Source organism: Arthrobacter sp. Sr33 (assembly GCF_054511195.1).
On record NZ_JBTNDD010000009.1, the window covers coordinates 58,489 to 83,850 of the forward strand.

Genomic DNA, 25,362 nt, shown 5'->3' on the forward strand with positions numbered 1-25,362 from the left:
GGCTTAACCGGTGACTGATATCTTCGCACCCACCGAAACCACCGTTCCCCCAGCAGGGCAGAGCAGCCCGCAGGCAAGCGCGATGCTTGACAATTGGCGCCAGCTGCCCATTTCGCAGCAGCCCACCTGGCAGGACCCCAGCGTGTATTCGGCCTCCGTCAAAGAACTTTCCACCCTTCCTCCACTGGTCTTCGCCGGCGAGGTCGACGTGCTGCGTGACCGCCTGGCCGCCGCTGCCCAGGGCAAGGCATTCTTGCTGCAGGGCGGTGACTGCGCCGAAACCTTCGAGGGCGCAACCGCAGATCGGATCAGCGCCCGTGTGCGCACCATTCTGCAGATGGCAGTGGTCCTGACTTACGGTGCATCACTGCCGGTGATCAAGATGGGCCGGATGGCTGGGCAGTTCGCCAAGCCACGTTCATCCAACGATGAGACCCGCGAAGGCGTGACGCTTCCGGCGTACCGCGGCGACATGGTCAACGGCTACGAGTTCACCCCTGAGTCGCGTGGGCATGATGCTTCCCGCATGGTCAAGGCGTACCACACGTCCGCTTCCACACTTAACCTGATCCGTGCCTTCACCCAGGGCGGTTTTGCGGATCTACGCCTGGTCCACCACTGGAACAAGGGTTTCACCGCCAACCCAGCCCATTCTCGCTACGAGTCGCTGGCCGGTGAAATCGACCGCGCGGTCCGGTTCATGGATGCCTGCGGCACCGACTTCGAGGCACTGAAGAGGGTCGAGTTCTTCGCAAGCCATGAAGCGCTCCTGCTCGACTACGAGCGGGCGCTGACGCGGACCGACTCACGCACCGGGCTCCCGTACGACACCTCGGCCCACTTCCTGTGGATCGGGGAGCGTACCCGTGACATCGACAGCGCCCACATCGACTTCCTGTCGCGGGTTCGGAACCCGATCGGCGTGAAGCTCGGTCCGAACACCTCACCCGACGATGCCCTGGCACTGATCGATAAACTGGATCCCAATCGCGAGCCAGGTCGCCTGACCTTCATTACGCGCATGGGTGCCGGCAACATTCGTGAGAAGCTGCCCCGGCTGGTCGAGAAAGTCACCGACTCCGGTGCGCAGGTCCTCTGGGTATCCGATCCGATGCATGGCAACACGGTGACGTCGCCGAACGGCTACAAGACCCGTAACTTCGACGACGTCATGGACGAGGTTCGCGGTTTCTTCGAGGTGCACAATTCGCTGGGCACCTTCCCGGGCGGCCTCCACGTCGAGATGACTGGCGACGACGTCGCCGAGTGCCTGGGCGGCGCCGACCCCGTGGATCAGGAAGCATTCCTGGAACGCTACGAGTCGGTCTGCGATCCACGCCTGAACCACATGCAGTCCCTGGAGATGGCTTTCCTGGTCGCAGGAGCACTCTCCAAGCGCTAGGCAAGCCGGGCCCACAGGTTCAAACACCGCAGGTTCGAACACCGAAGGTTCAAACACCGCAGGTTTAGACACAACAGAGGCGAAGCGGAAACGCTTCGCCTCTGTTGTGTCTAAACCCTGGTGGATCCTTGCTACGTGACGGTGATCGTGACGGTGGAGCCCTCCGGCTGCTCGCCGGTCAGATCCTGCCCTGCGACCAGACCGAGAACCGAACCGCCGAACGTGTAGTCCACTACGACAACGAATCCGGCCGCTTCAAGTTCGGCCACGGCTGCCTCTTCCCGCTGGGAGAACACGTTGGGCACCTCAACCAGGCGGGGCCCCAGGGACAGGGTGAGGGTCACCGTCTCCCCACGGGTCAGCTGCCCCCCGGAAGGGCTCTGCCCGACGACGGCGCCCTCGGGTATGTCTCGATTGTTCTCGCCGTCGGGGGCCACCGCTGCCACCAGGCCGGCGGCCTCGATGGCGGCAACGGCGTCGGCGCGCGGCTGCCCGGTCACCACCGGAACCTCAATAGGTTCAGGGCCCTGGGACACGACAAGGTTCACGGCGGTGCCACGCGGAGTCTGATGACCGGCGGCGGGCTCCTGGCTAATGACCAGTCCGTCCTCGACGTCGGCGTTGAACTCCCGAGTAATCTCACCGACTGCCAGCTCGCTGCCGGCCAGTTGTTCTGCGGCGGCAGCCTCACCCCGGTCAACAACATTCGGCACCTCGAACAGCTCGGGGCCTTTCGACACGAACAGCTCGACTGACTGGTAACGGCGGATCTCCGTTTGCGCCGCCGGTTCGCTGCGGATCACCAACCCCGATGCCACTTCGTCGTGAAACTCTTCTTCCGAACGTGGGGCGTCGAAGCCGTTTTGTGCCAGCAACAACTCGGCCTGGTCCACCGAACGGTTGACGACGTCGGGCACTGTTGCCAGTGCACCGGGCCCCACCCCGAAAAACCAGCCCAGGCCCGCGGCGAGCCCAGCGAGGAGCAGAAGCAGTACCACCCAGATAGCGTTGCGGCGTCCACGGTTGCCGGGGCGCAGCGCTTTCTCGGGCCGCAGGGCGGCCTTGGCCTGCTGCTTTTGGTAGACCTTGAACTCCCGTCGGGCCTGTTTGTCGGTTCTCTGATCCGACTCGGGAAGTGATTCAGCGTGGGTCTCCGGGATCCGGATGGCTCTGGTGTGCTGAACGTCGTGGGGGATGACCGAGGTCAGGGACTGGTCGGCGCGGATCACCTCGGTGGCGCGGGGTCCGCGCGGAGAGTGAATGACTTCCGTGGCCGAAGCGCCCGCCACTGTCCCGATGACTTCAGTACCACCCGGCACCGGCGGGGTGGCACCGGTCTGGTCTGCTGCTGCGGCGTGATCAGAGCCCACGGGCAATTCGAAATCCAGTTCCTCGTCAGTGAGGGTGGTCCGGATATGTCGTAGTTCACCCAGCAGGGCGTTCCCGTCGATCGGTCGGTCCTCAGGGTCCACAGCCGTGCACCACTGCACCAGCTCGTCAATGTCCGACGCGAGACCCGGGACTAAGCTCGACGGCGCCGGGACGGTCGAGTTGGCATGTTGGAGCGCTACCCGGATCGGGACATCCCCGGTATATGGTTGCTTCCCCGTCAGCAGCTCAAAGAGGACAATACCCGCAGAATAAATGTCGCTCCGGGCGTCAGCGCCCCCGCCGGTGACCAATTCAGGGGACAGATAGGCCACCGTCCCGATCAGGGTGCCGGTGTTGGTGGTGGTGGAAACGGCCCGCGCCAGGCCAAAGTCAGCGATTTTGATCCGGCCGTTGCTCGCTAGAAGAACATTTTCCGGTTTGACGTCCCGGTGGACCAACCCGACGTCGTGTGCGGCGCCAAGCCCTTCCACCACAGGGTCCATCATGGCCAGAGCCAGCCGTGGGGTGAGCCTGCCCTTTTCCCGCAGCAGGTCCCTGAGGGTTTTCCCCGGCACATATTCCATCACCAGGTAGGCCAGCGAGCGGTCAGGGGAATCTTCGACGCCCTGGTCCAGGACACCGACCACGTGCGGGTGGGACAGGCGTGCGGCGGACTTTGCCTCGCGTTCAAAGCGATCGAGGAAACTCGAGTCTTCAGCGAGATGGGGATAGAGGATTTTGAGGGCCACATCGCGATCGAGCCGCTGGTCGGTGGCCCGGTAGACGGTCGACATGCCGCCTCTGGCAAGGCGCGACAAAACGAGATATCGCCCGTCTACTACTGAGCCAACCAGTGGGTCATTCTGCCGTCCCTGCACCCTTCGATCCTAAGTGCACACATGGAACGGGGTGGAACCGACACCCGATTCCACCCCGATTCACGGCCGTCCGATGGCGTTGCTACCGGAAGTTCGCCTGGTGGGCATTGATGGCGGCAACATAGTTCTTCGTGTCGCTGAACATCCCGTGGGTAGTCACCGAGTACTGGCCCTGGTAGTAGGAAGCGATGGCTTCCTCAAGGCTGGCGCTGGTGCGAATCAGCGACTTCAGGATCGCTACGCCGGCGGTCGCGTTGTCGTAGGGGTCCAGCAGGTTCAGTTTGCGTCCCACAAGGTCGGAGGCCCATTCACCGGACATCGGGATGACCTGCATGGCACCAATGGCGTTGGCAGGCGAAACCGCACGCTGGTTGAAGCCCGACTCCTGGAAGGACACGGCCAGGGCGAGGCTCGGGTCGACGCCCATGGAACGTGCAGTGTCAGCAACGATGGTCTTCATGGCTTCGTTGCCGGGGACCGGCAGGGAGTTGAGCAGGTGCTTGTTGCGGTTTGCTTCGGATACCACGTGCTGCGGGTAGGTGTAGTGCAGGAAGGTGGACGGGACCAGATCTGCTGGCGTATCGGTCTCGGCAGCCGGTGCTGCTTCCGCCGTCGGCGCCGATTTGCCTGGGATGGTCAGCTTGGCGCCGGGGTGGATTATGGTGGTGGCGCTGAGGGCATTGGCTGAGAGCAGATCGCGAAGACTGACGTTGTGCTTGGCAGCGATGGCGCCCAGGGTGTCACCACCTTTGATCGTGTACTTGCCGCCGGTGGCGGCAGGCTTGGCGGGCTGCGGCGCTGCTGGCGCGATTTCGGTTGATGCAACCGAAACCTCAGCGGAACCGCCCAGCTTGATCTTCTGGCCCGGGTGAATGATTGATGACATCGACAGGGAATTGGCTTCCAGCACGGTGCCCAGGCTGACACCGTGGTTGGCAGCGATGGCACTCAGCGTGTCACCGGCCTTCACCGTGTAGGAAGAGCCAGAGGACGGCTTCGTGTCGTTTGCCGGCTTGGCAGCGGGCGTGCTGGAGGATGCGCCAGTGAGCTTGACCTTCTGACCCGGGTAGATGATCGAGCTTGCACCCAGACCATTGGCTTTGAGGACGGCACCGGTTTCCAGGCCGAGCTTCAGTGCGATCCCGCTGATGGTATCGCCGGCCTGCACGGTGTAGGTCTTCGGGGCGCTCTGGGCCGGAGCCAGGAAGGTCGGGATGCGGGTCGCAATAGTGCTCGCCGGGATGGTGAGGCCCGCAGGAGCGGTCACGGCAGGGGCGAGGCGGGGAACCTGCTGTGAGCTCACAGTCACGGGTGCGGCAGCGGCTGGCTGCGCGAGTGCGACGGCGGAGAGCAGTACAGCAGGGATGGCGGCAGTGGATACCGCCACATTGAAACGGTTGGGAATGCGGGTACCTGGGGCCTGGGCCCGGGTTTTAAACAGCGGCGATGATGAGCGCTGGGCAGTCATGGTCAAAATCCTCATCTATGGTCAACGGTACGGGCCGCGCCGATGGCCGAATGGAGACCCGACGGGCATGCCCGTCGGGGACCTCTTTCAAAAACATCTGATGGTGCGCGAGAGTCTGATGTTGTTAGTGTTACTGGTGTGACTCATGAGAATCTACACTAAATGTCACCTAGCACAATAGTTCCGTTCAAACCCGTTACTTGATCGCCGGCGTGTCGGATCAAGAAGTGGAGGGATGCCCTCACATCTGGCACCCTTAGGGGGTGAATGAACTCGAAGAACTCGTGCCCGCCTGGCTGAACCTTCCGGAGGTGGCACTTGAGTTGGATGTGCCCATCACCAAGGTCCACGGCCTGCTCGATGAGAAATCGCTAATCGCGCTCCGCAGCACCGAACGAAACGTCAGGAGCGTCCCCGCGGAGTTCATCTTCGAGGGTGCAGTAGTTGACAGTCTCAAGGGGACGATCATCGTCCTCGCTGATTCCGGGTTCAGCGACGAGGATATTGTCAGGTGGTTGTTCACCCCCGACGAGTCACTGCCCGGACGACCTATCGACGCGCTGCGCGAAGGCCGCAAAACCGAAATTCGCAGGCGGGCCCAGGCCGCTGCCTGGTAAGCCAGGACGCGTCATCGCCCGGGTTTACCGCCTAAGCTGACCGGCTCACCGCAGCGGTTGCCAACCCGGCAAGGGCCGAGCGGCACACCGCATCCAGTTCCAGGCGTTTTAGCGCCTGGGCTGCCGATTCTGAATGTTCGGCAATCAGCGACTCGACCGCGACCAGCGCTCCCGAAGAGGCAATGACGTCGCGCAGTCGTGACACCCCATCGTCGTCGAGATCCGCCTGGCCCAGGGTGCTGTTGATCAGTTCCTGGTCCCGCGGACTCCCGTTCTGAAGCGCCTTGGCGATGAGTAGGGTCCGTTTCCCCTCCCTCAGATCGTCCCCAGCGGGTTTCCCCGTGACAGCTGGGTCGCCGAACACTCCCAGGACGTCGTCCCGAAGCTGGAACGCTTCTCCCAGCGGAAGTGAGAAGGCCGAGTAGCCAGCCAACTGTGCTGCGCCGGCACCACCCAGGGCGCCGCCAAGGCCAAGCGGGTGCTCGATCGAATACTTGGCAGATTTGTACCTGACAATCCGCAGTGCCCGCGCTGCGGCGTCGTCCGGCGTCCGGTCCGGCCCCACCGCTTCTTCCAGTAGGTCCAGGTACTGGCCAGCCATCACCTCGGTGCGCATCCGGTTGAAGATTGACCGGGCCGCAGTGCCCGACGCCGCACCAGGGCCGATATCCGAGAACTGTTCCTCGCTGAAGGAGAGGCACATATCGCCGGTCAGCACAGCTGCAGATACTCCAAACCGGTCCGAACTTAAATGCCAGCGGTTTCGCTCGTGGAGCGCTCCGAACTGCCGGTGCACGCTGGGGGAGCCGCGTCGGGTATCGGAGCGGTCAATTACATCGTCGTGAATTAGCGCGGCCGCCTGGAAGAGTTCAAGCGCGACGCCGGCCAAAACCGGTTCGCGTGCATCCGAGGATCCTCCGGCCCCTCGAAATCCCCAATAGCAGAGTGAAGCGCGTAGCCTCTTGCCACCCGAAGTCAGTCGGCCAATAGCAGCAGTCAGCTCCAGCGCATCATCGGCAATATCCCCGAGGATTGCCTGTTGGCGCGTGAGGAAGAGGCCAAGGCCTCTCGTCACCTCGGCGCGGTACGTGGACTGCTCGTCAGCGATTAGCTGAGCGACTGAGGCGTCCTCGACGAAGGGGGTCCGGTCGGTCATTGGCTCTCCTCAGTGTGCGGATAGGTTTCCGCGTGGGGGTGCGCCGGGCATTCCGCCGGCCGGTTGGTCTGTGGGTTATTCCATCCTACTGACTGGCTACGATTGGACTGTGACAGCCGGGCCCAGGACTAACCTCCCAGATGCAGAGTGCACCATCCTTCATGTGGACATGGACGCCTTCTATGTGGCTGTCGAATTACTGGATCGTCCGGACCTCGTGGGCACACCGGTGATTGTCGGTTCGCCCAGCGGCCGGTCGGTGGTCCTGTCAGCATCTTATGAGGCGCGGCGGTTCGGAGTCCGCTCGGCTATGCCGATGTCGGCCGCCATGCGGTTATGTCCGCAGGGGGTGGTGCTTGAACCCCATCATGAGAAGTATTCGGCAGTCTCACATGGTGTGATGTCGATCTTTGGAACCATCACTCCCTTGGTGGAACAGCTCAGCGTCGACGAAGCCTTCCTGGACATTGCGGGGTCGATGCGTCGGCTCGGTGGGCCGCGCGAAATTGGTGAGCTGATTCGAACAACGATTCGCCGGGAGCTTGGAATTACGGCGAGTGTGGGGGCTGCGACCACCAAATTTGTTGCCAAGATTGCTTCGACCCGTTCGAAGCCCAACGGTCTGCTGGTTATCCCGGGGGAGGAGACTGTGGCGTACCTGCACACCCTTCCCGTGTCAGCGCTCTGGGGTGTTGGCGCCAAAACGCAGGAAGTACTGGCGCGGCTGGGGATCCGCTCCGTGGAGGACCTCGCGCACACCCCACTATCTTCCCTGCGCAAGCTGTTAGGTGTTTCCGGGCAGCACGTCCATGATCTCGCCTGGGGTCGGGATCCGCGCACCGTGACGGTGACCCGCCAGGAGAAGACCATCGGTGCCGAAGAGACATTTGCTGCCGACGTCAGCGACGATCCCACCTTGCATACCGAAATGCTTCGGTTGTCTCATCGGACGGCGGCGAGGCTTCGATCAGCCCATCTTCAGTGCGGCGGAGTCGCAATCAAACTGCGCTACGCGGATTTCTCGACGCTGACGCGGACCAAAAGGCTAAGCGAACCTACTGACAGCGCGAATGCCATCTATGCGGCAGCGATATCGCTGCTGGCAGCACTGGGGGAGCGTCCCATGAGCGTCCGGCTGGTGGGAGTGCGGGCGGACCAGCTGGAGCCATCGTCGGGACTGGGGCATCAGCTCACCATCGACCGACGGGACGAGAACTGGCGGCTCGCCGAGTCGGCTCTCGATGAGGTCAATCGGAAGTTTGGTAAGTCGGCTATCCAGCCAGCCCAGCTGTTTCGAAAACCGACCGATACGGCTCCCTGAACGCCTCCCTGAAGGACGCTGGCAGCCCTGATTTCCACCCGACAGGGCTGCGACTTTCCCTTGTGGGCATTGCGCTCTATCCTTAGAGCACAGGCCAACATCAACAAGCTACGCCGGTCAATTTGGAACACTCTCAGCGACGATGCCGTCGTAGGGAACTGGATTGATCAGGTACTCGTTAGTTGAGGTGAGGGACCAGGATTAATTATCAGTATGGAGGCAGTGATGGCACTCTCGGAACACGAACAGAGGCTGCTTGATCAGCTGGAGCAGCAGCTTCACGCCGACGACCCAAAGTTTGCCAGCTCGATGGCGTCGAGCCCCCAGCGGACGATTTCAACGCGCAGGATCGTCATCGGCGCGTTGATGACGGTCGCAGGCATTTTGATTCTGCTGCTGGGCGTAGCGAACCAGATTATTCTGGTGGGCGTCGCAGGATTCCTGGTCATGGGAGCTGGAGTGTATTACGCCACCAGCCGGGGCAAGGGCTCCGAATCAGCGCCAATGCCTCAGGGAATTAAAACGGCGCCCGTCAATCGTAGTGGAGGCTTTCTGAGCACCCTCGAAGAGAAGTGGGACGAGCGCAAGCGCGAACAGCCCTAACGTTGCCAATCGGTCGGCCGCCAGCGCCCTCCACTTTCATCCACTTGGCGTAAATCCCAATCATTTGCTTGGCCGATAGACCCGCATAGTCGGGTCTATCGGCGTTTAACGGGCGTTTTTCTCGCCCTGAGGCCGGATCGTCAGGACCGGGTGTGCTGTGGCGGCTCAAATCCCTCCACTTCCCACCACCGCGCTCCAGTCCCGCCGATACAGGGAACTGCCAGGAAATTCATCGCGTCGGAACCCCTAAATGGATTGACGGGGGAGGGATGTGGAGTAAAGTGGTGGTTATAAGAGCGTAGTGGTGCCGCGAGGTGCTTTCCGGATTGGATGGGCGGTGGCAGATGTTCCTCGGAACCCATCTGCCACGTCTCGATGAAAAGGGCAGGTTGATCCTTCCAGCGAAGTTCCGGGAGGAACTATCCAACGGATTGGTGCTGACCCGGGGGCAAGAACGGTGCATCTACGTTTTTAGTCAGCGCGAGTTTGAACAGCTTCACGAACAGATGCGGACAGCACCGCTGTCGTCACGGCAATCCCGTGATTACAGCAGGGTGTTTTTGTCAGGGGCCTCAGATGAGGTCCCCGACAAGCAGGGACGAATCACCATTCCTCAGGCGCTTCGGACCTATGCGGGACTGGACCGGGAACTTGCAGTGATTGGCGCGGGCAGCCGTGCTGAGATCTGGGACGCCACGGCCTGGAACAACTATCTGGCGGAGCAGGAGAACACGTTCTCCGAAACCGACGAGGACGCTCTCCCGGGTCTCTTCTAGTACCGCACATCACCACGCAGTACCGCACGAAATGCAGGACGGCTTCTTGGACGAGATCTCCAGCCGCCCGGCGTACGTTCCACCTGGCTCACCTTCCCCGGAGCCAGGCGGGCACCGCGCCTGGTCGGATGGGGATCTGGCTCAAGAAACGTGTTGTACAGACAACCAAGCAGGCAACACTGAGGAAGGAGCGAATGGATGAGCGACGATCGCCCTACCGGTGAACGGCACGTACCGGTACTGCGTGAACGCTGCATCTCGCTCCTCGAACCAGCCCTCCTCGCCGCGGTAGCTGCCGGCCGTACGCCGGTGGTCGTCGATGCCACGCTGGGCATGGGCGGGCACTCCGAATCCCTGCTGGCACGGTTTCCGCAGGCACACCTGGTCGGGATTGACCGCGATCTGCAGGCACTTGCCCTGGCCGGCGAACGGCTCGCAACCTTCTCGGGGCGAACCGATCTGGTCCACGCGGTGTATGACGAGCTTCCCGAGGTCCTCGAGGATCTGGGCATCGACGCTGTTGACGGTGTGCTCTTCGACCTGGGAGTGTCCTCCCTCCAACTGGACGAACGTGACCGGGGATTCGCCTACTCCTATGACGCGCCACTGGACATGCGGATGGATACCAGCGTTGGGCAGACCGCAGCAGACGTCGTCAACGTGTACTCCGAGACGGACCTGCTCCGCATTATTCGTGCCTGGGGTGAGGAGAAGTTCGCTGGCCGGATCTCATCGGCCATTGTCGCCGCCCGCCGTGACACCCCCTTCACCTCGACAGGCCAACTGGTCGACGTCATCCGCGCCGTGGTCCCCGCAGGGGCGGCACGGACCGGGGGACACCCGGCCAAACGGACCTTCCAGGCGCTCCGGATCGAAGTCAACGAGGAGCTGACCGTGCTCGAACGGGCAATTCCCGCCGCCGTCGACTCACTGATTCTCGGCGGGCGGGCGGTGGCCATGTCCTACCACTCGCTCGAGGACAAGATCGTCAAGGCTGCCTTCACCGCCGGTACCCGCTCCTCAGCCCCAGTCGGATTTCCGGTGGAACTCGAGGAGCACAAGCCCTACCTCAAGTCGCTGACCAAGGGCACCGAAGCCCCGACCGAGCAGGAAATTGAAGAAAACCCGCGGGCGGCATCGGCAAAGCTGCGCGCAGTAGAACGAATCAAGAACACTCGAAGCACCAAAGACAGGAATGCATCATGAGCCAGCAACTCGCTGAATCCTACGCGCCGCTGGCTACCCCCGAAACGGGAAGCGGATCCTCCCAGCAGGTCCGGACGCCGCTCTCGCTGGTGCCAGCCGGACCGGCCCGGCGTCGGATCCCCTTCGCGGTGTTCAGCATGATCGCCCTGGTCGGCGCTCTGGTGACGGTTCTGATGCTCAATATCTCGGTCTCCAGTAGCCAATATGAACTTGTGGAACTGCGTAACCAGCAGATCGCCCTGAATCAGGAGAACCAGGCGCTCACCCAACAAATGGAAGACCTCAATGCGCCACAGAACCTCGCTGCGGAAGCCCGGGAACTCGGCATGGTCGCCTCCCCTGGATTCGGCTCCATTGATGTAGATTCGATGAAAATTGCAGGTAGTCCCGAGGCTGCGAAGGAGGGCGGCGAGCCATTGGCGCTCATCGCCGCCCCCGAGGTGTCCACGGCTGGCGTCGCGGTTGCTGTCGAGGCCCCTCCAAGGGAGGAAGCTGCAGCGTCTGCAGCCGACGCACCAGCCGCTGCAACACCGGCGGCCGAGGCAGAGCCCGCACCCCCCGCCGAGCAGCCGCAGGCAATCGAGCTTAACGGCGGATCAATTCCAGCACCACAGCAAGGCACCGGCGGGTAACGCACACGATCGACGATCACCCGAAAGACACCGAAGGATATTGAAGTGGCTACAGCAACTGAGCACGACAAATTCCGGGTGGCTCTCGGCGCGAAAAGGCTACGCGTAGGTCTGGCCTTCGTCCTGATCCTCCTGCTGGTGCTGGGGGTCCGGTTATTTCAGGTGCAGGCGCTCGACCTCGGCGGCATGGCGCAGGCCGGACTGAATAAGCGGCTCGAATCGTTCCCGGTGCAGCCAATGCGCGGCGATATTCTCGACAGCAAGGGAAATTACCTGGCCCGCAGCGTGGAGCGCTTCGACATCGTGGTGGATCAGACCCTCGCCGAAGGCGACACCTTCGCCCGGATCAACGATGAGGGGGACCGCGAGGAGCTCACCATGGATGAGGGTTTTGCCGAGCTCTCGACGATCCTCGGCCAGGATGCGGCCACCCTCGAGGCGGCAATCATCGGGGACAAAAAGTTCGGGTATGTCGCCCAGGAAGTCACCCCTGAGGTCAAGAACGCCGCATTGGCCGTGCGGATGCCTGGTGTCTACGCCGACCCGGTCAGCCTTCGCACCTACCCCTCCGGGCCGGTCGCCGGATCAATCGTCGGGTTCGTTGGCGAGCAGAATGAGGGCCTCGAGCTCACCCAGGACGACCGGCTCACCGGCGAAGCAGGTAGCCGCACCTTTGAGATCGGCGGTGACGGCATCCGGATTCCCTACGCCACCAACGAGGATGTGCCGGCCAAGGACGGACAGTCAGTCAAGCTGACCATCGACCAGGATCTCCAGTGGTTTGCCCAGCAGACCATCGCCTCCCAGGTGGAGGAGTACGACGCCCAGTGGGGCAACATCGTGGTCGTCGAAGCGGATACCGGCGGCATTGTCGCGATGGCCGAGTCCACCACCATGGACCCGAATAACCCGGGAGCCACTGAACCCGAATTTCGTAAACCCCTCTCGGTCACCTCATCCTTCGAGCCCGGCTCCACCACCAAGCTGATCACCATGGCAGCAGGGCTGGAGGAGGGAATCATTGAACCCACCAGCGAATTCCTGTTGCCAAACACCTACACCGTGGACAACCAGACGTTCAAAGATGCTTTCGAGCATGGCGAGGAGCAGCGCACCGCCGCCGGAATCTTCGCCAAATCCATGAACACCGGAACGGTGATGATTGGTGAGCAGCTCAGCAAGCAACAGCGCTACGACTGGCTCACCAAGTTTGGGATCGGGCAGCCCCTCGATGTCGGTTTGAACGGTGAGACCAGCGGTATCCTCGCCCAGCCGGAAGAGTGGGACGACCGCCAGCAGTACACGGTGCTGTTCGGGCAGGGCCTCGCGCAGACTGCGCTGCACACCGCGATGGTCTACCAGACAATCGCCAACGACGGCGTCCGGCTGAAACCACGGTTGATCGATGCCTACATTGACCCCGACGGAACCGAGCACAAGGTGCCCCAGGACGAGGGCGTCGAAGTGGTCTCCACTGAAACCTCAGGCCAGCTACAGAAGATGCTCGAAACCGTTACCGTTGATGGCTCAGGTGCTTCGGGTGCGCTGGACGAATACCGCGTGGGATCCAAGACGGGCACGGCCGAAGCGCCAAGCGCTACCGGCGGCTACGACGGGTACACCCTCACCTACGCTGGCATGGCGCCAATGGATGACCCGGAGTACGTCGTGGTGGTGACGCTGCAGCGGCCGCAGGGCGATCTGTATTATCTGATACCGGGGGAGTCATTCCAAAAGGTAATGGAACAGGTGCTCAACGCCAGGAACGTCGCACCATCCACCGGCAAGCCCGAGACCTACCCCATCGAGTACTGACCCGGAGCAACACACGTGCCAACAATTGAAGATTCCGCCGCGCAACCCGATGCCGGGATGCGTCCAGCAGTAGTGGCTCCGGTCCCGCTGGCACAGGCATTCAGCGACCTTCCAGCCGGGTTGCCGACTGTCGAACCGGTTCCCGGGCACGACGACGCCGCCGCCCACGTCCGTGTGACCGGGGTGGCGATTGATTCCAGAATGATCAGGGCCGGGGATCTGTACATAGCCCTACCCGGTTCAGGCAGACACGGTGCGTCGTTCACCGCCGCCGCTCTGCGCTCTGGCGCCGTCGCCGTCCTGACCGACGAGGCAGGGGTGGAAGCCGCCGCAGCCGCAGCCGAACTGGTCGGCACCGTTCCCCTGTTCAGAGCTGCCCGCCTCAGGGAACTCGTGGGTCCACTGTCGGCGACCATCTTCAACAGTCAGCCGGCCGAAACGAGCCGGCCCGCCCTGTTCGGCGTCACCGGCACCAACGGCAAAACCACCACCACCTACTTCATCAATGCGTTGCTGGCGGGGCTGGGTCGGACCACCGGGTTGATGGGAACCATTGAGATCCATGCCGGCGGCCAACCAATCGCCAGCGCTCTCACCACCCCCGAATCGCCGCAGGTACATGGCATCCTCGGGTTGATGCGTGAACGGGGGATCGAAACCGCCGCCATGGAGGTGTCTTCCCACGCGATTGAGTACCGTCGGGTGGACAGCGTCCACTTCGACGTGGCCGGGTTCACCAACCTGACCCAGGACCACCTCGACCTGCACGGCACCATGGAGGAGTACTTTGCGGTCAAGGCTGAGCTCTTCGGGCGGGAACGGACGAGCCGCGCGGTCATCATTATCGACGACCCGTGGGGCCTGAAAATGGCCGAGGTGGCCGGGGCCGACGTCGTCACCCTCAGCACGAGCGTCACCCAGGACGACGACGCCCAGACGAACGACGGCCAGACGAACGACGGCCACACGAATTACGGCGGGACACCACCCGGCACCGCCGACTGGCAGGTTCGTAATGTGGTCAAACACGGGCTCGGCCACCGATTCTCGCTGCACGGACCAGCGGGGGAAGAACTCACGCTGCACTCGGGCCTGCCGGGTACCTTCAATATCTCGAACGCCGCACTGGCGACGGTAATGGTGCTCACCTCAGGGGTGGCCGCAGACGACGTGCAGCGCGCCGCGGACAGCGCCGATCCGTTCTCGGCAGCAGTACCAGGACGCATGCAGCTCATCGGCGACCACCCGGCAGCAATAGTCGATTTCGCCCACAACCCTGATGCTCTGGCCCGCACCCTGGAATCGGTCAGGCCTCCCGCCCCGGAGGCGAAGCTGATTGTGGTGTTCGGCGCCACCGGACAGCGGGACCAGACCAAACGTCCACTCATGGGGGCCACCGCCGCGCAGCTGGCCGACGTGGTGATTGTCACCGACGACGACCCCCACGATGAAGACGAGGCCGTGATCAGGCAGGGTGTCCTGGAGGGGGCGCTGAGGGCCCGTGACGCTGCCGAACGCCCGTGCGAGGTACTCGAAATTTATCCCCGTGCCGAGGCGATCGACCGCGCAGTGGCAATGGCCACCGCTGCTGATACGGTCCTGATTGCTGGGCGCGGCCACGAGGTCTGGCAGGAAGTCAAGGGAGTCAACCTGCCGCTCGATGACCGGGTGGAACTGGCCCGGGCGTTGACACGCTACGGATTCTCTGTCCACCCCAGCCACAGGATAGAATCCTAGACCGTCATGATTGAACTAAGCGCAGCCGAAATCGCGGCAATTACCAAGGGTCAGTTGACCCCCGCTGCCGCAGCACGGCAGACCCAGACCGTTAGCTCCGTCACCGTGGATTCCCGCGAGGTACAGGCCGGTGGCCTGTTCGTCGCCAAGCCCGGTGCAAACGCTGACGGTCACCAGTTCGTGCCGCAGGCCTTCCGTAATGGGGCTGTGCTGGCACTGCTGGAACACCCGGTGGCGAATGAGGACGCCGCTGGTGCTGGAGAGTACCCCGCCGTCGTCGTCGACGATGTGGTGCTGGCCATGGGCCGGCTCGCTGCCGCCGTGGTGGAAAGATTGCGCGCCCATTCGCCGCTGACGGTGATCGGCATCACCGGCTCGGCCGGTAAGACCACCACCAAGGACCTGCTGGCAGGCATCCTCAGGGAGCATGCCCCCACTGTTGCCCCGATCGGGTCCTACAACGGCGAGGTGGGCGTTCCGCTGACCGTCTTCAGCGCCGATTACGACACCAGGTATCTGATCATCGAAATGGGTGCCACTAAGATCGGGCAGATTACCTACCTTGCGGACATGGTCGCGCCCGATGTCGGTGTGGTCCTGGGAGTTGGCAGCGCCCACGCCGGAGAGTTCGGTGGAGTGGACAACATCGCCAAGGCCAAGTCGGAGCTGCTTCGTTCGCTGCCGGGAAGCGGAACGGCAATCATCAACGCCGACGACGCCCGGGTTTTGGCCATGGAGACCGTGACCGCCGCGTCCAAGCTCTACTTCACTTCCGACAACTCGCATCTCCCCGGCGGCGGACCAGTTGTTCGGGCCACCGGTGTCACAACCACCCCCGGTGGGCACCCATCATTCACGCTGGGCCTGCCCGGTCCCGACGGGTCCACCGAGCATCAGGTCACCTCACGGCTGATCGGGACGCACCAAATCACCAACCTCCTCGCCGCCGCATCAATTGCCGGGACGCTCGGCATCCCGGGCGCAGCCATCGCCGACGCCCTGTCGCGGTCGGAAGCACAGAGTCGCTGGCGGATGGAACGCACCGAACGCGCCGACGGCGTGACGGTCATCAACGACGCGTACAACGCCAATCCTGACTCAATGCGAGCCGCGCTTCGTACCCTGGCCGAACTAGGGCGGGGTCGCCGCACCTGGGCCGTGCTCGGCGAAATGCTCGAACTCGGCGACGAATCGATCACCGAGCACGACGCCGTCGGCCGGGTCGTGGTTCGGCTCAACATCACCAAGCTGCTCGTGATCGGGATGGGGGCCCGTGCTCTCTATAACGGTGCAGTCCTCGAGGGGTCCTGGGGGGATGAGGTCCTGTTCGCCGATGACGTCGCGGCGGCCGAGGAAATTCTCGCCTCGGTTCTGGAACCTGGAGACCTGGTGCTGTTCAAATCCTCCAACGGGGCGGGGCTTCGATTTTTAGGTGATCGGATAGCATTGTCCTCGACTGTTGCACCATCCACTGCCACGCCTGAACCATCAGAGCCCGGCCCAACTGACCTCCAAGGGGGGCCGCAGCTGTGATTGCGCTACTGATCGGCTCAGCCATGGGGCTGGTGCTGGCCCTCGTGGGTACCCCACTGTTTATCCGCCTGCTCGTGAACCGTGGCTACGGTCAATTCATTCGCGATGACGGCCCCACAGCCCACCACACCAAGCGCGGGACGCCCACCATGGGCGGCGCCGTCATCGTCGGTTCCGTCCTGATTGCCTACTTCGTCACCCACCTGCTGATGATCTGGGCCGGAGTCTCCACCGGGCCGTCCGTCTCGGGTCTGTTGCTGCTACTCCTGATGGTCGGCATGGGAATCGTCGGATTCTTCGACGACTACATCAAGATCTCCAAACAGCGGAGTCTGGGCCTCAGCGCCCCGGCGAAAATCGCGGGACAGACCCTCGTCGGCATCATCTTCGCCGTCCTTGCGCTTGGCTTCCCGAACGAAAACGGCAGGACGCCGGCCTCAACGGCCATTTCATTCATCCGCGACACGTCGATCGACCTGGCCTTCGCCGGCACCATCGTTGGCGCCGTCCTCTTCGTCATCTGGTCCAACCTCATCATCACCGCAGCCAGCAACGGCGTGAACCTCGCCGACGGTCTCGACGGCCTTGCGGCCGGGGCATCCGTCCTGGTGTTCGGCGCCTACATGCTGATGGGCATTTGGCAGTCCAACCAGAGTTGCGCACTCGACGAGGTCGCCAGGAGCGTCTGTTACACCGTCCGGGACCCTCTCGATCTGGCCCTCATCGCCGGCACCATGTGCGGTGCGCTGGTCGGGTTCCTCTGGTGGAACACCTCGCCTGCAAAGATCTTCATGGGTGACACCGGCTCGCTCGCCATCGGCGGCGCCATCGCCGGGTTCGCGATCCTGTCCCGCACCCAGTTGCTGCTCGTCATCCTCGCCGGGCTGTTCGTCATGATCACGCTGTCGGTGATCATCCAGGTCGGCTACTTCAAACTCTCCGGCGGCAAACGGGTGTTCAAAATGGCTCCGCTCCAGCACCACTTCGAACTCAAGGGTTGGCAGGAAGTCACAGTTGTCGTCCGGTTCTGGATTCTTGCCGGGCTATTCGTGGCCACCGCACTCGGAATCTTCTACGCCGAATGGGTGGTGCTGATATGACCGGAACCATCCCCGCGGGTGCCCGTGACCTCGATTCCCTGACCACCTGGGATGCCGACTGGAAAGGGCTGCGGGTAGTAGTCACCGGCATCGGCCTGTCCGGGTTCTCCGTCGCCGATACGCTCATTGAACTGGGTGCCCGCGTGGTGGTAGTCGACGGATCCGATTCGGCCGAGAACCGCGCCAAGGCGGACACGCTGTCGATCGTCGGTGCCGTGGACGTCCTCCTCGGCGCCGAACACGCAACGAGAATTCCGCTCATCGATGGCAGCCAGCCCGATCTGGTGGTCACCTCACCGGGCTGGACCCCGCAGCAGCCGCTCCTCAGGGCCGCAAAAGACGCAGGAATCCCGGTCTGGGGCGACGTCGAACTGGCCTGGCGGGTCAGGATCCGCGAAGGCCGCCCCACCGCCGAGTGGCTGACCATCACCGGCACCAACGGCAAAACCACCACCGTCTCTCTGGTGGAGTCGATGCTGCTGGCCGCAGGCCTCCGCGCCGTCGCCGCGGGCAACATCGGTACCCCCATTCTCGACGCGATCCGTGACCCGCAAGGCTACGATTTCATCGCCGTCGAACTGTCCAGTTTCCAGCTGCACTGGACCGGGTCCATCTCGCCGCTGGCGAGTGTGTGCCTGAACGTTGCGGAGGACCACGTCGATTGGCACGGTGGGTTCGATCAGTACACCGCCGACAAAGCAAAGATTTACGCCAATACCAAAGTGGCTTGCGTCTACAACGCCGAACAGCCCGCCACCGAACGGATGGTCGAGGAAGCCGACGTCATCGAGGGCTGCCGAGCCATCGGTTTCACCACCTCAACGCCGGCAGTCAGCATGCTGGGAGTGGTCGATGACCTCCTGGTGGACCGCGCCTTCATCGAACAGCGCAAGGATTCCGCTGTTGAGCTGGCTGCGATCAAGGACCTGGGGGAGCTGGTGCCCCGCCACCTGGTGGCGAACGCCCTCGCGGCCGCCGCAATGGTTCGGGCAGCGGGCGTCGAGCCGGCAGCGATCCGCGCCGGGATCCGGAACTACCAGCCCACCGAGCACCGGATCCAGCTCGTCTCCTCGCGGGACGGAATCCTGTGGATCAACGACTCCAAAGCGACCAATCCGCATGCGGCAGCAGCGTCCCTTTCGGCCTTCCACTCGGTGATCTGGATCGCCGGGGGGCTCTCCAAAGGCGTCAACTACGACCAGCTGGTGCAGACGCACGCGCAGCGACTCAAGGCGGTGGTGCTGATCGGCACCGACAGCTCGGACCTGATCGGTTCATTGCGCCGACACGCTCCGGATGTTCCACTGATCGAAGTGGCCCCGGGAGAGACTGAAGATGTGACGTTGGCCGACGATTCCACCCTCGCGCCCCTGGGCGAGCGGGTGATGGAATCGGCGGTAAGGGAATCTGCGCGGTTAGCTGGCGACGGCGACACCGTGTTGATGGCCCCGGCGGCAGCATCCATGGATCAGTTTTCCTCCTATGCTCACCGGGGCAAGGCCTTTATCGAGGCCGTCCAAGTGATCGTGGAAGGGCAGGCGAAGACCGCAAAGGAGTTCTAATGGTCACCACGCCCACCCGGCCAGTCCGTCGGAAGCCGGTGATGCGTCAGCATTCCCGAACGCCCTCTGTACCCGCCTCACCCAACACCCCCACACCTTCCACCCCCTCCGCTGAGGGCAACGCCCCGGCGAAGAAGGGTCTCCGCGCCCGCTTCGGACAGTTCTGGACGTACCTCGAAGGCAGCGACAAGCAGGCCAGCGGCGCCAGCTACTACATGATCCTCGGGTCGGCCCTCGCACTGACGGCGATCGGTCTGATGATGGTGCTTTCAGCATCTTCGGTGGAAGCGATCGCCGAGGGCAGCAGCGAGTTCGACCTGTTCCTCAGGCAGGCCACGTGGGCCGCCGGTGGGCTGGTCCTGATGCTGCTCCTGTCACGGTTCGGTGCGCGCGCCTACCGCATGATGGCGTGGCCGGTGCTCGGCATCGCGGTAGTTCTTCTGGTCCTCGTACTTGCCATTGGCGTGAACATCAACGGCAACCAGAACTGGATTCAAATCGGCGGCTTCACCATGCAGCCCTCCGAACCGGCGAAACTTGCCCTCGCCATTTGGCTGGCCAGTGTTCTGGCCCGCAAGGGGCGGCTGATCCGCAACTGGAAACACGCGATGATCCCAGCCCTGCCCCTGGGTGGGCTCCCGATCGGGCTGGTCCTACTCGGTGGTGACCTGGGCACCGTGATCATCATGATGATGATTCTCGCGGCGGCGCTCTTCTTCGCCGGGGCGCCAATGAAAATGTTCACCATCGCAGGGATCGCTGGTATCGCCGGCGCAATCGTCATGGTGCTGGTGAGTGGCAACCGCAGCGACAGGATCACAGCCTGGCTGCGGCTCAGCTGCGATGACGGTCAGGACCTGTGTCTGCAGGCCGACAACGGGCTCTTCGCGCTGGCGTCCGGCGGCTGGTGGGGAGTCGGTATTGGGCAGAGCCGGCAAAAGTGGAACTGGATTCCCGAAGCCCACAACGACTTCATCTTCGCGATCATTGGTGAAGAGTTTGGGTTGGTGGGCACCCTGGTGGTGGTCATCCTGTTCGGGATCCTCGCCGTCGCAACCATCAGGGTTGCCCGACGCTACACCGACCCCTTCGTGCGAATCCTGCTCGGCTCCATTCTGGTGTGGCTGATCGGCCAGGCGTTCGTGAACATTGGGATGGTCACCGGCGTCCTGCCCGTCATCGGTGTTCCGCTACCCTTCATCTCCTACGGTGGGTCGGCGCTGACCTTCACCCTTGGGGCGGTCGGAGTCCTGCTGGCCTTCGCCCGCAAAATGCCCCCAGCACCAGATTCCGGCGCAGTAGCCGGGACCACTACAGATCCCCGTTCCACAGAAAGCGAACCAGCAGCCCGATGAGCACAAACCCCCTCTCGGTGGTCCTGGCCGGCGGCGGTACCGCCGGTCACATCAGTCCACTGCTGGCCATTGCCCATGCCCTGGCTGAACACGATCCTGACACCCGGCAGGTAGTTGTGGGGACTGCCGCGGGAATGGAGACACGACTGGTTCCGGCTGCGGGGTACCAGCTCGAGACGATTGACCGGGTCCCGATGCCTCGCCGCCCGTCGATCGACCTGGTGAAGCTCCCCACCCGGCTGATCCGCGCCGTCCGGCAGGCGCTGGGCGTACTCGACCGCGCGGAGGCCGACGTCGTCGTCGGCGTCGGCGGTTACGTCTCCACACCCCTGTACCTGGCTGCGTGGCGCCGGAAAATCCCGGTAGTGATCCATGAGGCGAACGCCCAGCCAGGGCTGGCCAACCGGCTCGGAGCGCGGATTGCCACCACTGTGGCGGTCGCCTTCAAGGGCACCGGCCTCCCCAAAGCTCAGGTGGTCGGCATGCCGATGCGACGCAGTATTTCCACCCTCCACCGTGCCACCTCCCGGGCTGCCGCCCGCGCTGCCCTTGGGCTGAACACCACCCAGCCCGCACTGATCGTGACCGGTGGGTCGTCAGGGGCTGTCAGCATCAACCGGGCCGTCGCCGCCGTGGTGCCCCTGCTCGCGGCCGAGGGAATCCAGTTGCTGCACATTACCGGAGGCGGCAAAGGTGTGACGGGCGCCGATGGGCGACCGCTCCAGGCCGAAGGCTACCGCCAGATTGAGTACGTCGACGATATGGAAACTGTCTACGCGGCCGCAGACCTGCTGCTGGCTCGTGCGGGGGCCGCCACCGTGTGCGAGGTGAGCGCCGTCGGGCTGCCCGCAGTGTTCGTCCCGCTGCCGCACGGCAACGGAGAGCAGCGCCGGAACGCGGCGGACCTGATCACCGCGGGGGGCGCGCTGCTGGTCGACGACGCTGCGCTGACGGCAGACTGGTTGACCGGACACGTGTTTCCGTTGCTGAAAAACCAGGCCGCCCTCGACGCGATGGCCGCAGCCAGCGCCCGGCTCGGAGTGCGTGACGCCGATACTCAGATGGCCCGACTCGTCGTCGCCGCCGGACGCGGGGCACAGTCATGACCGGAACCACCCTGACCCCCGCCGATCTCGGGCGGGTCCATTTCATTGGCCTTGGCGGCGCCGGCATGTCGGCAGTGGCCCGAGTGTTGCTGGGCCAGGGCGTTCAGGTGTCCGGATCCGACGCCGCGGACTCGCGGGGCCTGCAGGCCCTCGCTGCCCTCGGGGCGCGTACCGCCGTCGGCCAGCGGGCCGAGAATGTTGCAGGCGTCGACACGGTCGTGATCTCCACCGCCATCAGGGCGACCAACCCCGAACTGGTGGCCGCCCAACAACAGGGCCTGCGGATCCTGCACCGGTCCCAGGCCCTGGCCGCCGCGATGTCCGGCAGGGAAGTGGTGGCGGTCGCTGGTACCCATGGCAAAACCACCACCACCGCGATGATCACGGTGATGCTGCAGTCCGCCGGGTTCGACCCATCTTTCGCCATCGGCGGTGAGGTCGCAGCGCTTGGGGTCAACGCGGCCTGGGGTGATGGCGGCGTCTTTGTTGCAGAAGCCGATGAATCGGATGGCTCATTCCTCAACTACTCGCCGCAGATCGCTGTGGTGACCAATGTGGAGGCAGACCACCTGGACCACTACGGGACGGCCGCAGCGGTGTACGAGGTATTCGACCAGTTCGCCGCCCTGCTGCCCGCCGACGACGGCGTGTTGGTGACCTGCGTCGACGACGCCGGTGCGGCAGCCCTCGCCGGACGGGTCGGCGACACCCGCAGGATCAGGACCTACGGATACTCGCCGACGGCTGACGTGCGGATTGGTGCGACCCAGGCCGTGGGTAGTGCCTCCACAAGCATGCTGTCGTTCTCAGTGGACGGACTGGACAGCGAGCAGGAACTCCAGCTGAACGTGCCCGGTGAACACAACGTGCGGAACGCGGCAGCAGCATTCTCCGTCGCCCTCGAACTGGGCGTCGACCCCGCCGCAGCGGCAGCCGGCCTCGCCACCTTCTCGGGCGCCGCCCGCCGGTTCGAGGCGAAGGGGGCTGGCAGGGGAGTGAGGGTTTTCGACGACTACGCTCATCACCCCACCGAAGTGACGGCGGCCCTGACGGCGGCACGCGCCGTCGCTGCCGGCCACCACGTGCACGTCCTCTTCCAGCCGCACCTGTTCTCCCGCACCCGGGAATTCGCGGTGGAGTTCGCCCAGGCGCTCAACCTGGCGGACTCGGCCACCGTACTGGATATATATGCGGCCCGGGAGGACCCGATGCCCGGCGTGACCAGCCGACTGATCACCGACCAACTCACCGTGCCCGGCGGGTACGCCCCGGATCCCGCAGCAGCCGTCAGGGCAGTCGTTGACCGTGCGGCCCCTGGGGACATCATCCTGACCGTGGGGGCGGGTGACGTCACCCAGTACGGTGCCGACCTCGTCGGCCTGCTCACCCTGCCCGACAACAGCGCCCGCGACTCATGAGCCGTCGCAAGCCGAAACCCCCCGGTGCAGGGGCCGAGGCCGGCGCGGGTTCCGAGCTGGCTGCGGGGTCAGGGACGGGGTCCGGCGCGCCGGCGCCTGTCCGGGTGCCACGGGTCACCAGCAGTAAGGTCTCGATGCTCAAGATCCCCGGGGACCCGTGGCTACCGGAGGAACCTGACGATGATGACACCGCCAATTCGGTGGTTGCCTTCCCTGAGCCGCCCAGGAAGCGTCGACGTCGGAATCTCATCCTGGGCCTCACCGGTGTGGTGCTACTGATGGCGGGGTTGCTTGCCTATCTCATTTTTTCGCCCGCCCTGGCGCTACGGTCCGTCGAGGTGAGCGGCAATACGCTCGTGACCACCGAGGAGGCCACGGCCGCCCTCGACCCGTTGCTGGGAACACCCCTGCCACAGATCGCCGACGAGGATGTCGAGCAGCTCCTCGAAGGGTTCGCACCGATTGAAAGCGTCACGGTGGCCGCCGTACCGCCGTCGGGCCTGGCGATCACCATTGAGGAACGGATACCGGTGGCGATCCTGCAGAGCAGCGAGCGTTTTATCCTCATCGATGCGGAGGGGCGCCAACTTGCCTCGGTTGCCGACCGCAATGCCGTTCAGCTGCCCCTCATCGATGGCGGCACCGATGCGGTAAACAGCGAAGTGTTTTCCTCGATCGCCGAGGTGCTCGACGCCTTGCCGGAGAGTATCCTGAATCAGCTCAATCACGCATCGGCGGACTCCGTGGATTCGGTCGAACTGTCCCTCGCCAATGACCAGACCATCTTCTGGGGTAGCTCGGACGAGAACCAGGCCAAGGCGCTGGTGCTGGAGGCGCTGCTATCAGGCCCGCAGACCGATCCGCCGGCCGAGGTCTTTGACGTAAGCACGCCGTTGAGTCCGGTCACTCGCTAAAGAATTATCCGACACGCGGGCTCGGTCATTGCAGATGAGTGCACCTGCCCATAGCGTCTTGAATAGAAGTTACTTGACATAACATTGACTTTCAAGTTGAGAGTTAATGTTGTCAAGGTGAAGGCTGGGAACAGATCCAGCCGGATCAGGCCCCACACAGCGCATTCGAACAAGGGACACAGGACCGTGGCAGCACCGCAGAATTACTTGGCCGTCATCAAGGTAGTAGGCATCGGCGGCGGTGGCGTAAACGCCGTCAACCGAATGATCGAGGTGGGATTGCGTGGCGTTGAATTCATCGCCATCAACACCGACGCACAGGCCCTGCTGATGAGCGACGCCGACGTGAAGCTCGACGTCGGACGGGAACTGACCCGCGGCCTCGGCGCCGGCGCCGACCCAGAGGTGGGACGCCGCGCGGCCGAAGATCATGCAGAAGAAATCGAGGAAGTCCTGCGCGGCGCCGACATGGTGTTTGTTACCGCAGGCGAAGGCGGCGGTACGGGAACCGGTGGTGCACCGGTCGTGGCTCGTATCGCGAGGTCCCTGGGCGCCCTGACCATTGGCGTGGTCACCCGTCCCTTCACCTTTGAAGGTCGGCGCCGGTCGAATCAGGCCGAAACCGGGATCGATACGCTCCGCGACGAGGTTGACACCCTGATCGTCATCCCCAACGATCGTCTGCTCTCCATCAGCGACCGGAACGTGTCGATGCTCGATGCCTTCCGCTCAGCCGACCAGGTGCTGCTCTCAGGTGTTCAGGGCATCACCGACCTGATTACCACGCCTGGCCTGATCAACCTCGACTTCGCCGACGTGAAGTCAGTGATGCAGGGCGCCGGTTCGGCGCTGATGGGCATCGGCTCGGCACGCGGCGAAGATCGGGCCGTCAAGGCGGCCGAGCTGGCCATTGCCTCGCCGCTGCTTGAAGCATCGATCGACGGAGCTCACGGTGTTCTGCTCTCCATCCAGGGTGGCTCCGATCTGGGGCTCTTCGAAATCAACGAGGCGGCCCGCCTGGTCCAGGAAGTAGCGCACCCCGAAGCGAACATCATCTTCGGTGCCGTGATCGACGATGCCCTCGGCGACGAGGCTCGGGTCACCGTGATTGCAGCTGGCTTTGACCAGGTCGACGCGACGTCACAGCCCAGCGCACAGCTGTCCAAGCCGGTCTCAGCGCCGTCCGTCGGAGCGAGCGCCCCGGCGGCGGCCGCAGCGGTTCCCGCGTCGGCAGGCCTCGGCGCCTGGTCGCAGCGGTCGCAGCAGTCAGGCAACAACGTCCCAGCCGACTCAGGGTTCGACGTCGACCTGCCCGCCGTGGTGGAGCCTGACTTCTCCTCGAGCCGGTCAGACGAACTCGATGTGCCTGACTTCCTGAAGTAACCACCGACG

The 25,362-nt window shown here is 63.7% G+C and carries 20 protein-coding genes; 17 read left to right on the forward strand and 3 right to left on the reverse strand.

What is annotated here, in order from left to right:
• Positions 1-82: 82 nt before the first annotated feature.
• A complete protein-coding gene (locus tag ACX80T_RS12670; RefSeq protein WP_116778148.1) occupies positions 83-1,402 on the forward strand; it encodes a class II 3-deoxy-7-phosphoheptulonate synthase in 1,320 nt (439 codons plus the stop codon).
• A 131-nt stretch (positions 1,403-1,533) separates the two neighbouring features.
• Here ACX80T_RS12670 and ACX80T_RS12675 read toward each other — a convergent pair whose 3' ends face one another.
• Positions 1,534-3,567 carry a protein kinase domain-containing protein gene (locus ACX80T_RS12675; protein ID WP_459304601.1) on the reverse strand — a complete coding sequence of 678 codons (2,034 nt, stop codon included), beginning with the start codon at positions 3,565-3,567 and terminating at the stop codon, positions 1,534-1,536.
• Between the two features lie 166 nt (positions 3,568-3,733).
• Positions 3,734-5,119, reverse strand: coding sequence for a LysM peptidoglycan-binding domain-containing protein (locus tag ACX80T_RS12680; protein ID WP_459304602.1), 1,386 nt, complete (start codon positions 5,117-5,119; stop codon positions 3,734-3,736).
• A 263-nt stretch (positions 5,120-5,382) separates the two neighbouring features.
• On the opposite strand from ACX80T_RS12680, the gene ACX80T_RS12685 reads away from it, so the two are divergent.
• Positions 5,383-5,736, forward strand: coding sequence for an Rv2175c family DNA-binding protein (locus tag ACX80T_RS12685; protein WP_019481350.1), 354 nt, complete (start codon positions 5,383-5,385; stop codon positions 5,734-5,736).
• A 31-nt stretch (positions 5,737-5,767) separates the two neighbouring features.
• Here ACX80T_RS12685 and ACX80T_RS12690 read toward each other — a convergent pair whose 3' ends face one another.
• Positions 5,768-6,892, reverse strand: coding sequence for a polyprenyl synthetase family protein (locus tag ACX80T_RS12690; RefSeq protein WP_459304603.1), 1,125 nt, complete (start codon positions 6,890-6,892; stop codon positions 5,768-5,770).
• A 109-nt stretch (positions 6,893-7,001) separates the two neighbouring features.
• Between ACX80T_RS12690 and dinB the strand changes: the two genes are divergently transcribed.
• The 15 genes from dinB to ftsZ all read left to right on the forward strand — a co-directional run bounded on the left by dinB (position 7,002) and on the right by ftsZ (position 25,353).
• Positions 7,002-8,213 carry a DNA polymerase IV gene (gene dinB / locus ACX80T_RS12695; RefSeq protein WP_279325264.1) on the forward strand — a complete coding sequence of 404 codons (1,212 nt, stop codon included), beginning with the start codon at positions 7,002-7,004 and terminating at the stop codon, positions 8,211-8,213.
• 225 nt (positions 8,214-8,438) lie between these two features.
• Positions 8,439-8,816 carry a DUF3040 domain-containing protein gene (locus tag ACX80T_RS12700; RefSeq protein ID WP_024476054.1) on the forward strand — a complete coding sequence of 126 codons (378 nt, stop codon included), beginning with the start codon at positions 8,439-8,441 and terminating at the stop codon, positions 8,814-8,816.
• Between the two features lie 344 nt (positions 8,817-9,160).
• On the forward strand, positions 9,161-9,592 hold the full coding sequence (mraZ, locus tag ACX80T_RS12705) for a division/cell wall cluster transcriptional repressor MraZ (RefSeq protein ID WP_019481346.1): 432 nt from the start codon (positions 9,161-9,163) through the stop codon (positions 9,590-9,592).
• Positions 9,593-9,790: 198 nt separating this feature from the next.
• Positions 9,791-10,798, forward strand: a complete 1,008-nt coding sequence (gene rsmH / locus ACX80T_RS12710) for a 16S rRNA (cytosine(1402)-N(4))-methyltransferase RsmH (RefSeq protein WP_019481345.1) — start codon at positions 9,791-9,793, stop codon at positions 10,796-10,798.
• Positions 10,795-11,430, forward strand: coding sequence for a hypothetical protein (locus tag ACX80T_RS12715; protein WP_459304604.1), 636 nt, complete (start codon positions 10,795-10,797; stop codon positions 11,428-11,430). Before rsmH ends, ACX80T_RS12715 begins: the two co-directional genes overlap by 4 nt.
• Before the next feature lie 45 nt (positions 11,431-11,475).
• Positions 11,476-13,245: a peptidoglycan D,D-transpeptidase FtsI family protein gene (locus ACX80T_RS12720; protein WP_019481343.1), complete on the forward strand. Its 1,770-nt coding sequence runs from the start codon at positions 11,476-11,478 to the stop codon at positions 13,243-13,245.
• A gap of 57 nt (positions 13,246-13,302) precedes the next feature.
• Positions 13,303-14,982: a UDP-N-acetylmuramoyl-L-alanyl-D-glutamate--2,6-diaminopimelate ligase gene (locus tag ACX80T_RS12725; RefSeq protein ID WP_116778136.1), complete on the forward strand. Its 1,680-nt coding sequence runs from the start codon at positions 13,303-13,305 to the stop codon at positions 14,980-14,982.
• 6 nt (positions 14,983-14,988) lie between these two features.
• Entirely contained in the window at positions 14,989-16,515 is a 1,527-nt protein-coding gene (locus tag ACX80T_RS12730; protein ID WP_459304605.1) for a UDP-N-acetylmuramoyl-tripeptide--D-alanyl-D-alanine ligase, read from the forward strand.
• A complete protein-coding gene (mraY, locus tag ACX80T_RS12735; RefSeq protein ID WP_116778135.1) occupies positions 16,512-17,615 on the forward strand; it encodes a phospho-N-acetylmuramoyl-pentapeptide-transferase in 1,104 nt (367 codons plus the stop codon). The genes ACX80T_RS12730 and mraY overlap by 4 nt, the downstream gene beginning before the upstream one ends.
• Positions 17,612-19,177 carry a UDP-N-acetylmuramoyl-L-alanine--D-glutamate ligase gene (gene murD, locus ACX80T_RS12740; protein WP_035747221.1) on the forward strand — a complete coding sequence of 522 codons (1,566 nt, stop codon included), beginning with the start codon at positions 17,612-17,614 and terminating at the stop codon, positions 19,175-19,177. Before mraY ends, murD begins: the two co-directional genes overlap by 4 nt.
• Complete coding sequence (gene ftsW / locus ACX80T_RS12745) at positions 19,177-20,532, forward strand: putative lipid II flippase FtsW (protein WP_019481338.1); 1,356 nt, start codon at positions 19,177-19,179, stop codon at positions 20,530-20,532. Before murD ends, ftsW begins: the two co-directional genes overlap by 1 nt.
• Positions 20,529-21,638 carry an undecaprenyldiphospho-muramoylpentapeptide beta-N-acetylglucosaminyltransferase gene (gene murG, locus ACX80T_RS12750; protein ID WP_024476049.1) on the forward strand — a complete coding sequence of 370 codons (1,110 nt, stop codon included), beginning with the start codon at positions 20,529-20,531 and terminating at the stop codon, positions 21,636-21,638. Before ftsW ends, murG begins: the two co-directional genes overlap by 4 nt.
• Complete coding sequence (gene murC / locus ACX80T_RS12755; protein ID WP_116778133.1) at positions 21,635-23,056, forward strand: UDP-N-acetylmuramate--L-alanine ligase; 1,422 nt, start codon at positions 21,635-21,637, stop codon at positions 23,054-23,056. Before murG ends, murC begins: the two co-directional genes overlap by 4 nt.
• On the forward strand, positions 23,053-23,970 hold the full coding sequence (locus ACX80T_RS12760; protein WP_024476046.1) for a cell division protein FtsQ/DivIB: 918 nt from the start codon (positions 23,053-23,055) through the stop codon (positions 23,968-23,970). Before murC ends, ACX80T_RS12760 begins: the two co-directional genes overlap by 4 nt.
• 186 nt (positions 23,971-24,156) lie before the next feature.
• Complete coding sequence (ftsZ, locus tag ACX80T_RS12765; RefSeq protein ID WP_024476045.1) at positions 24,157-25,353, forward strand: cell division protein FtsZ; 1,197 nt, start codon at positions 24,157-24,159, stop codon at positions 25,351-25,353.
• Positions 25,354-25,362 lie beyond the last annotated feature (9 nt).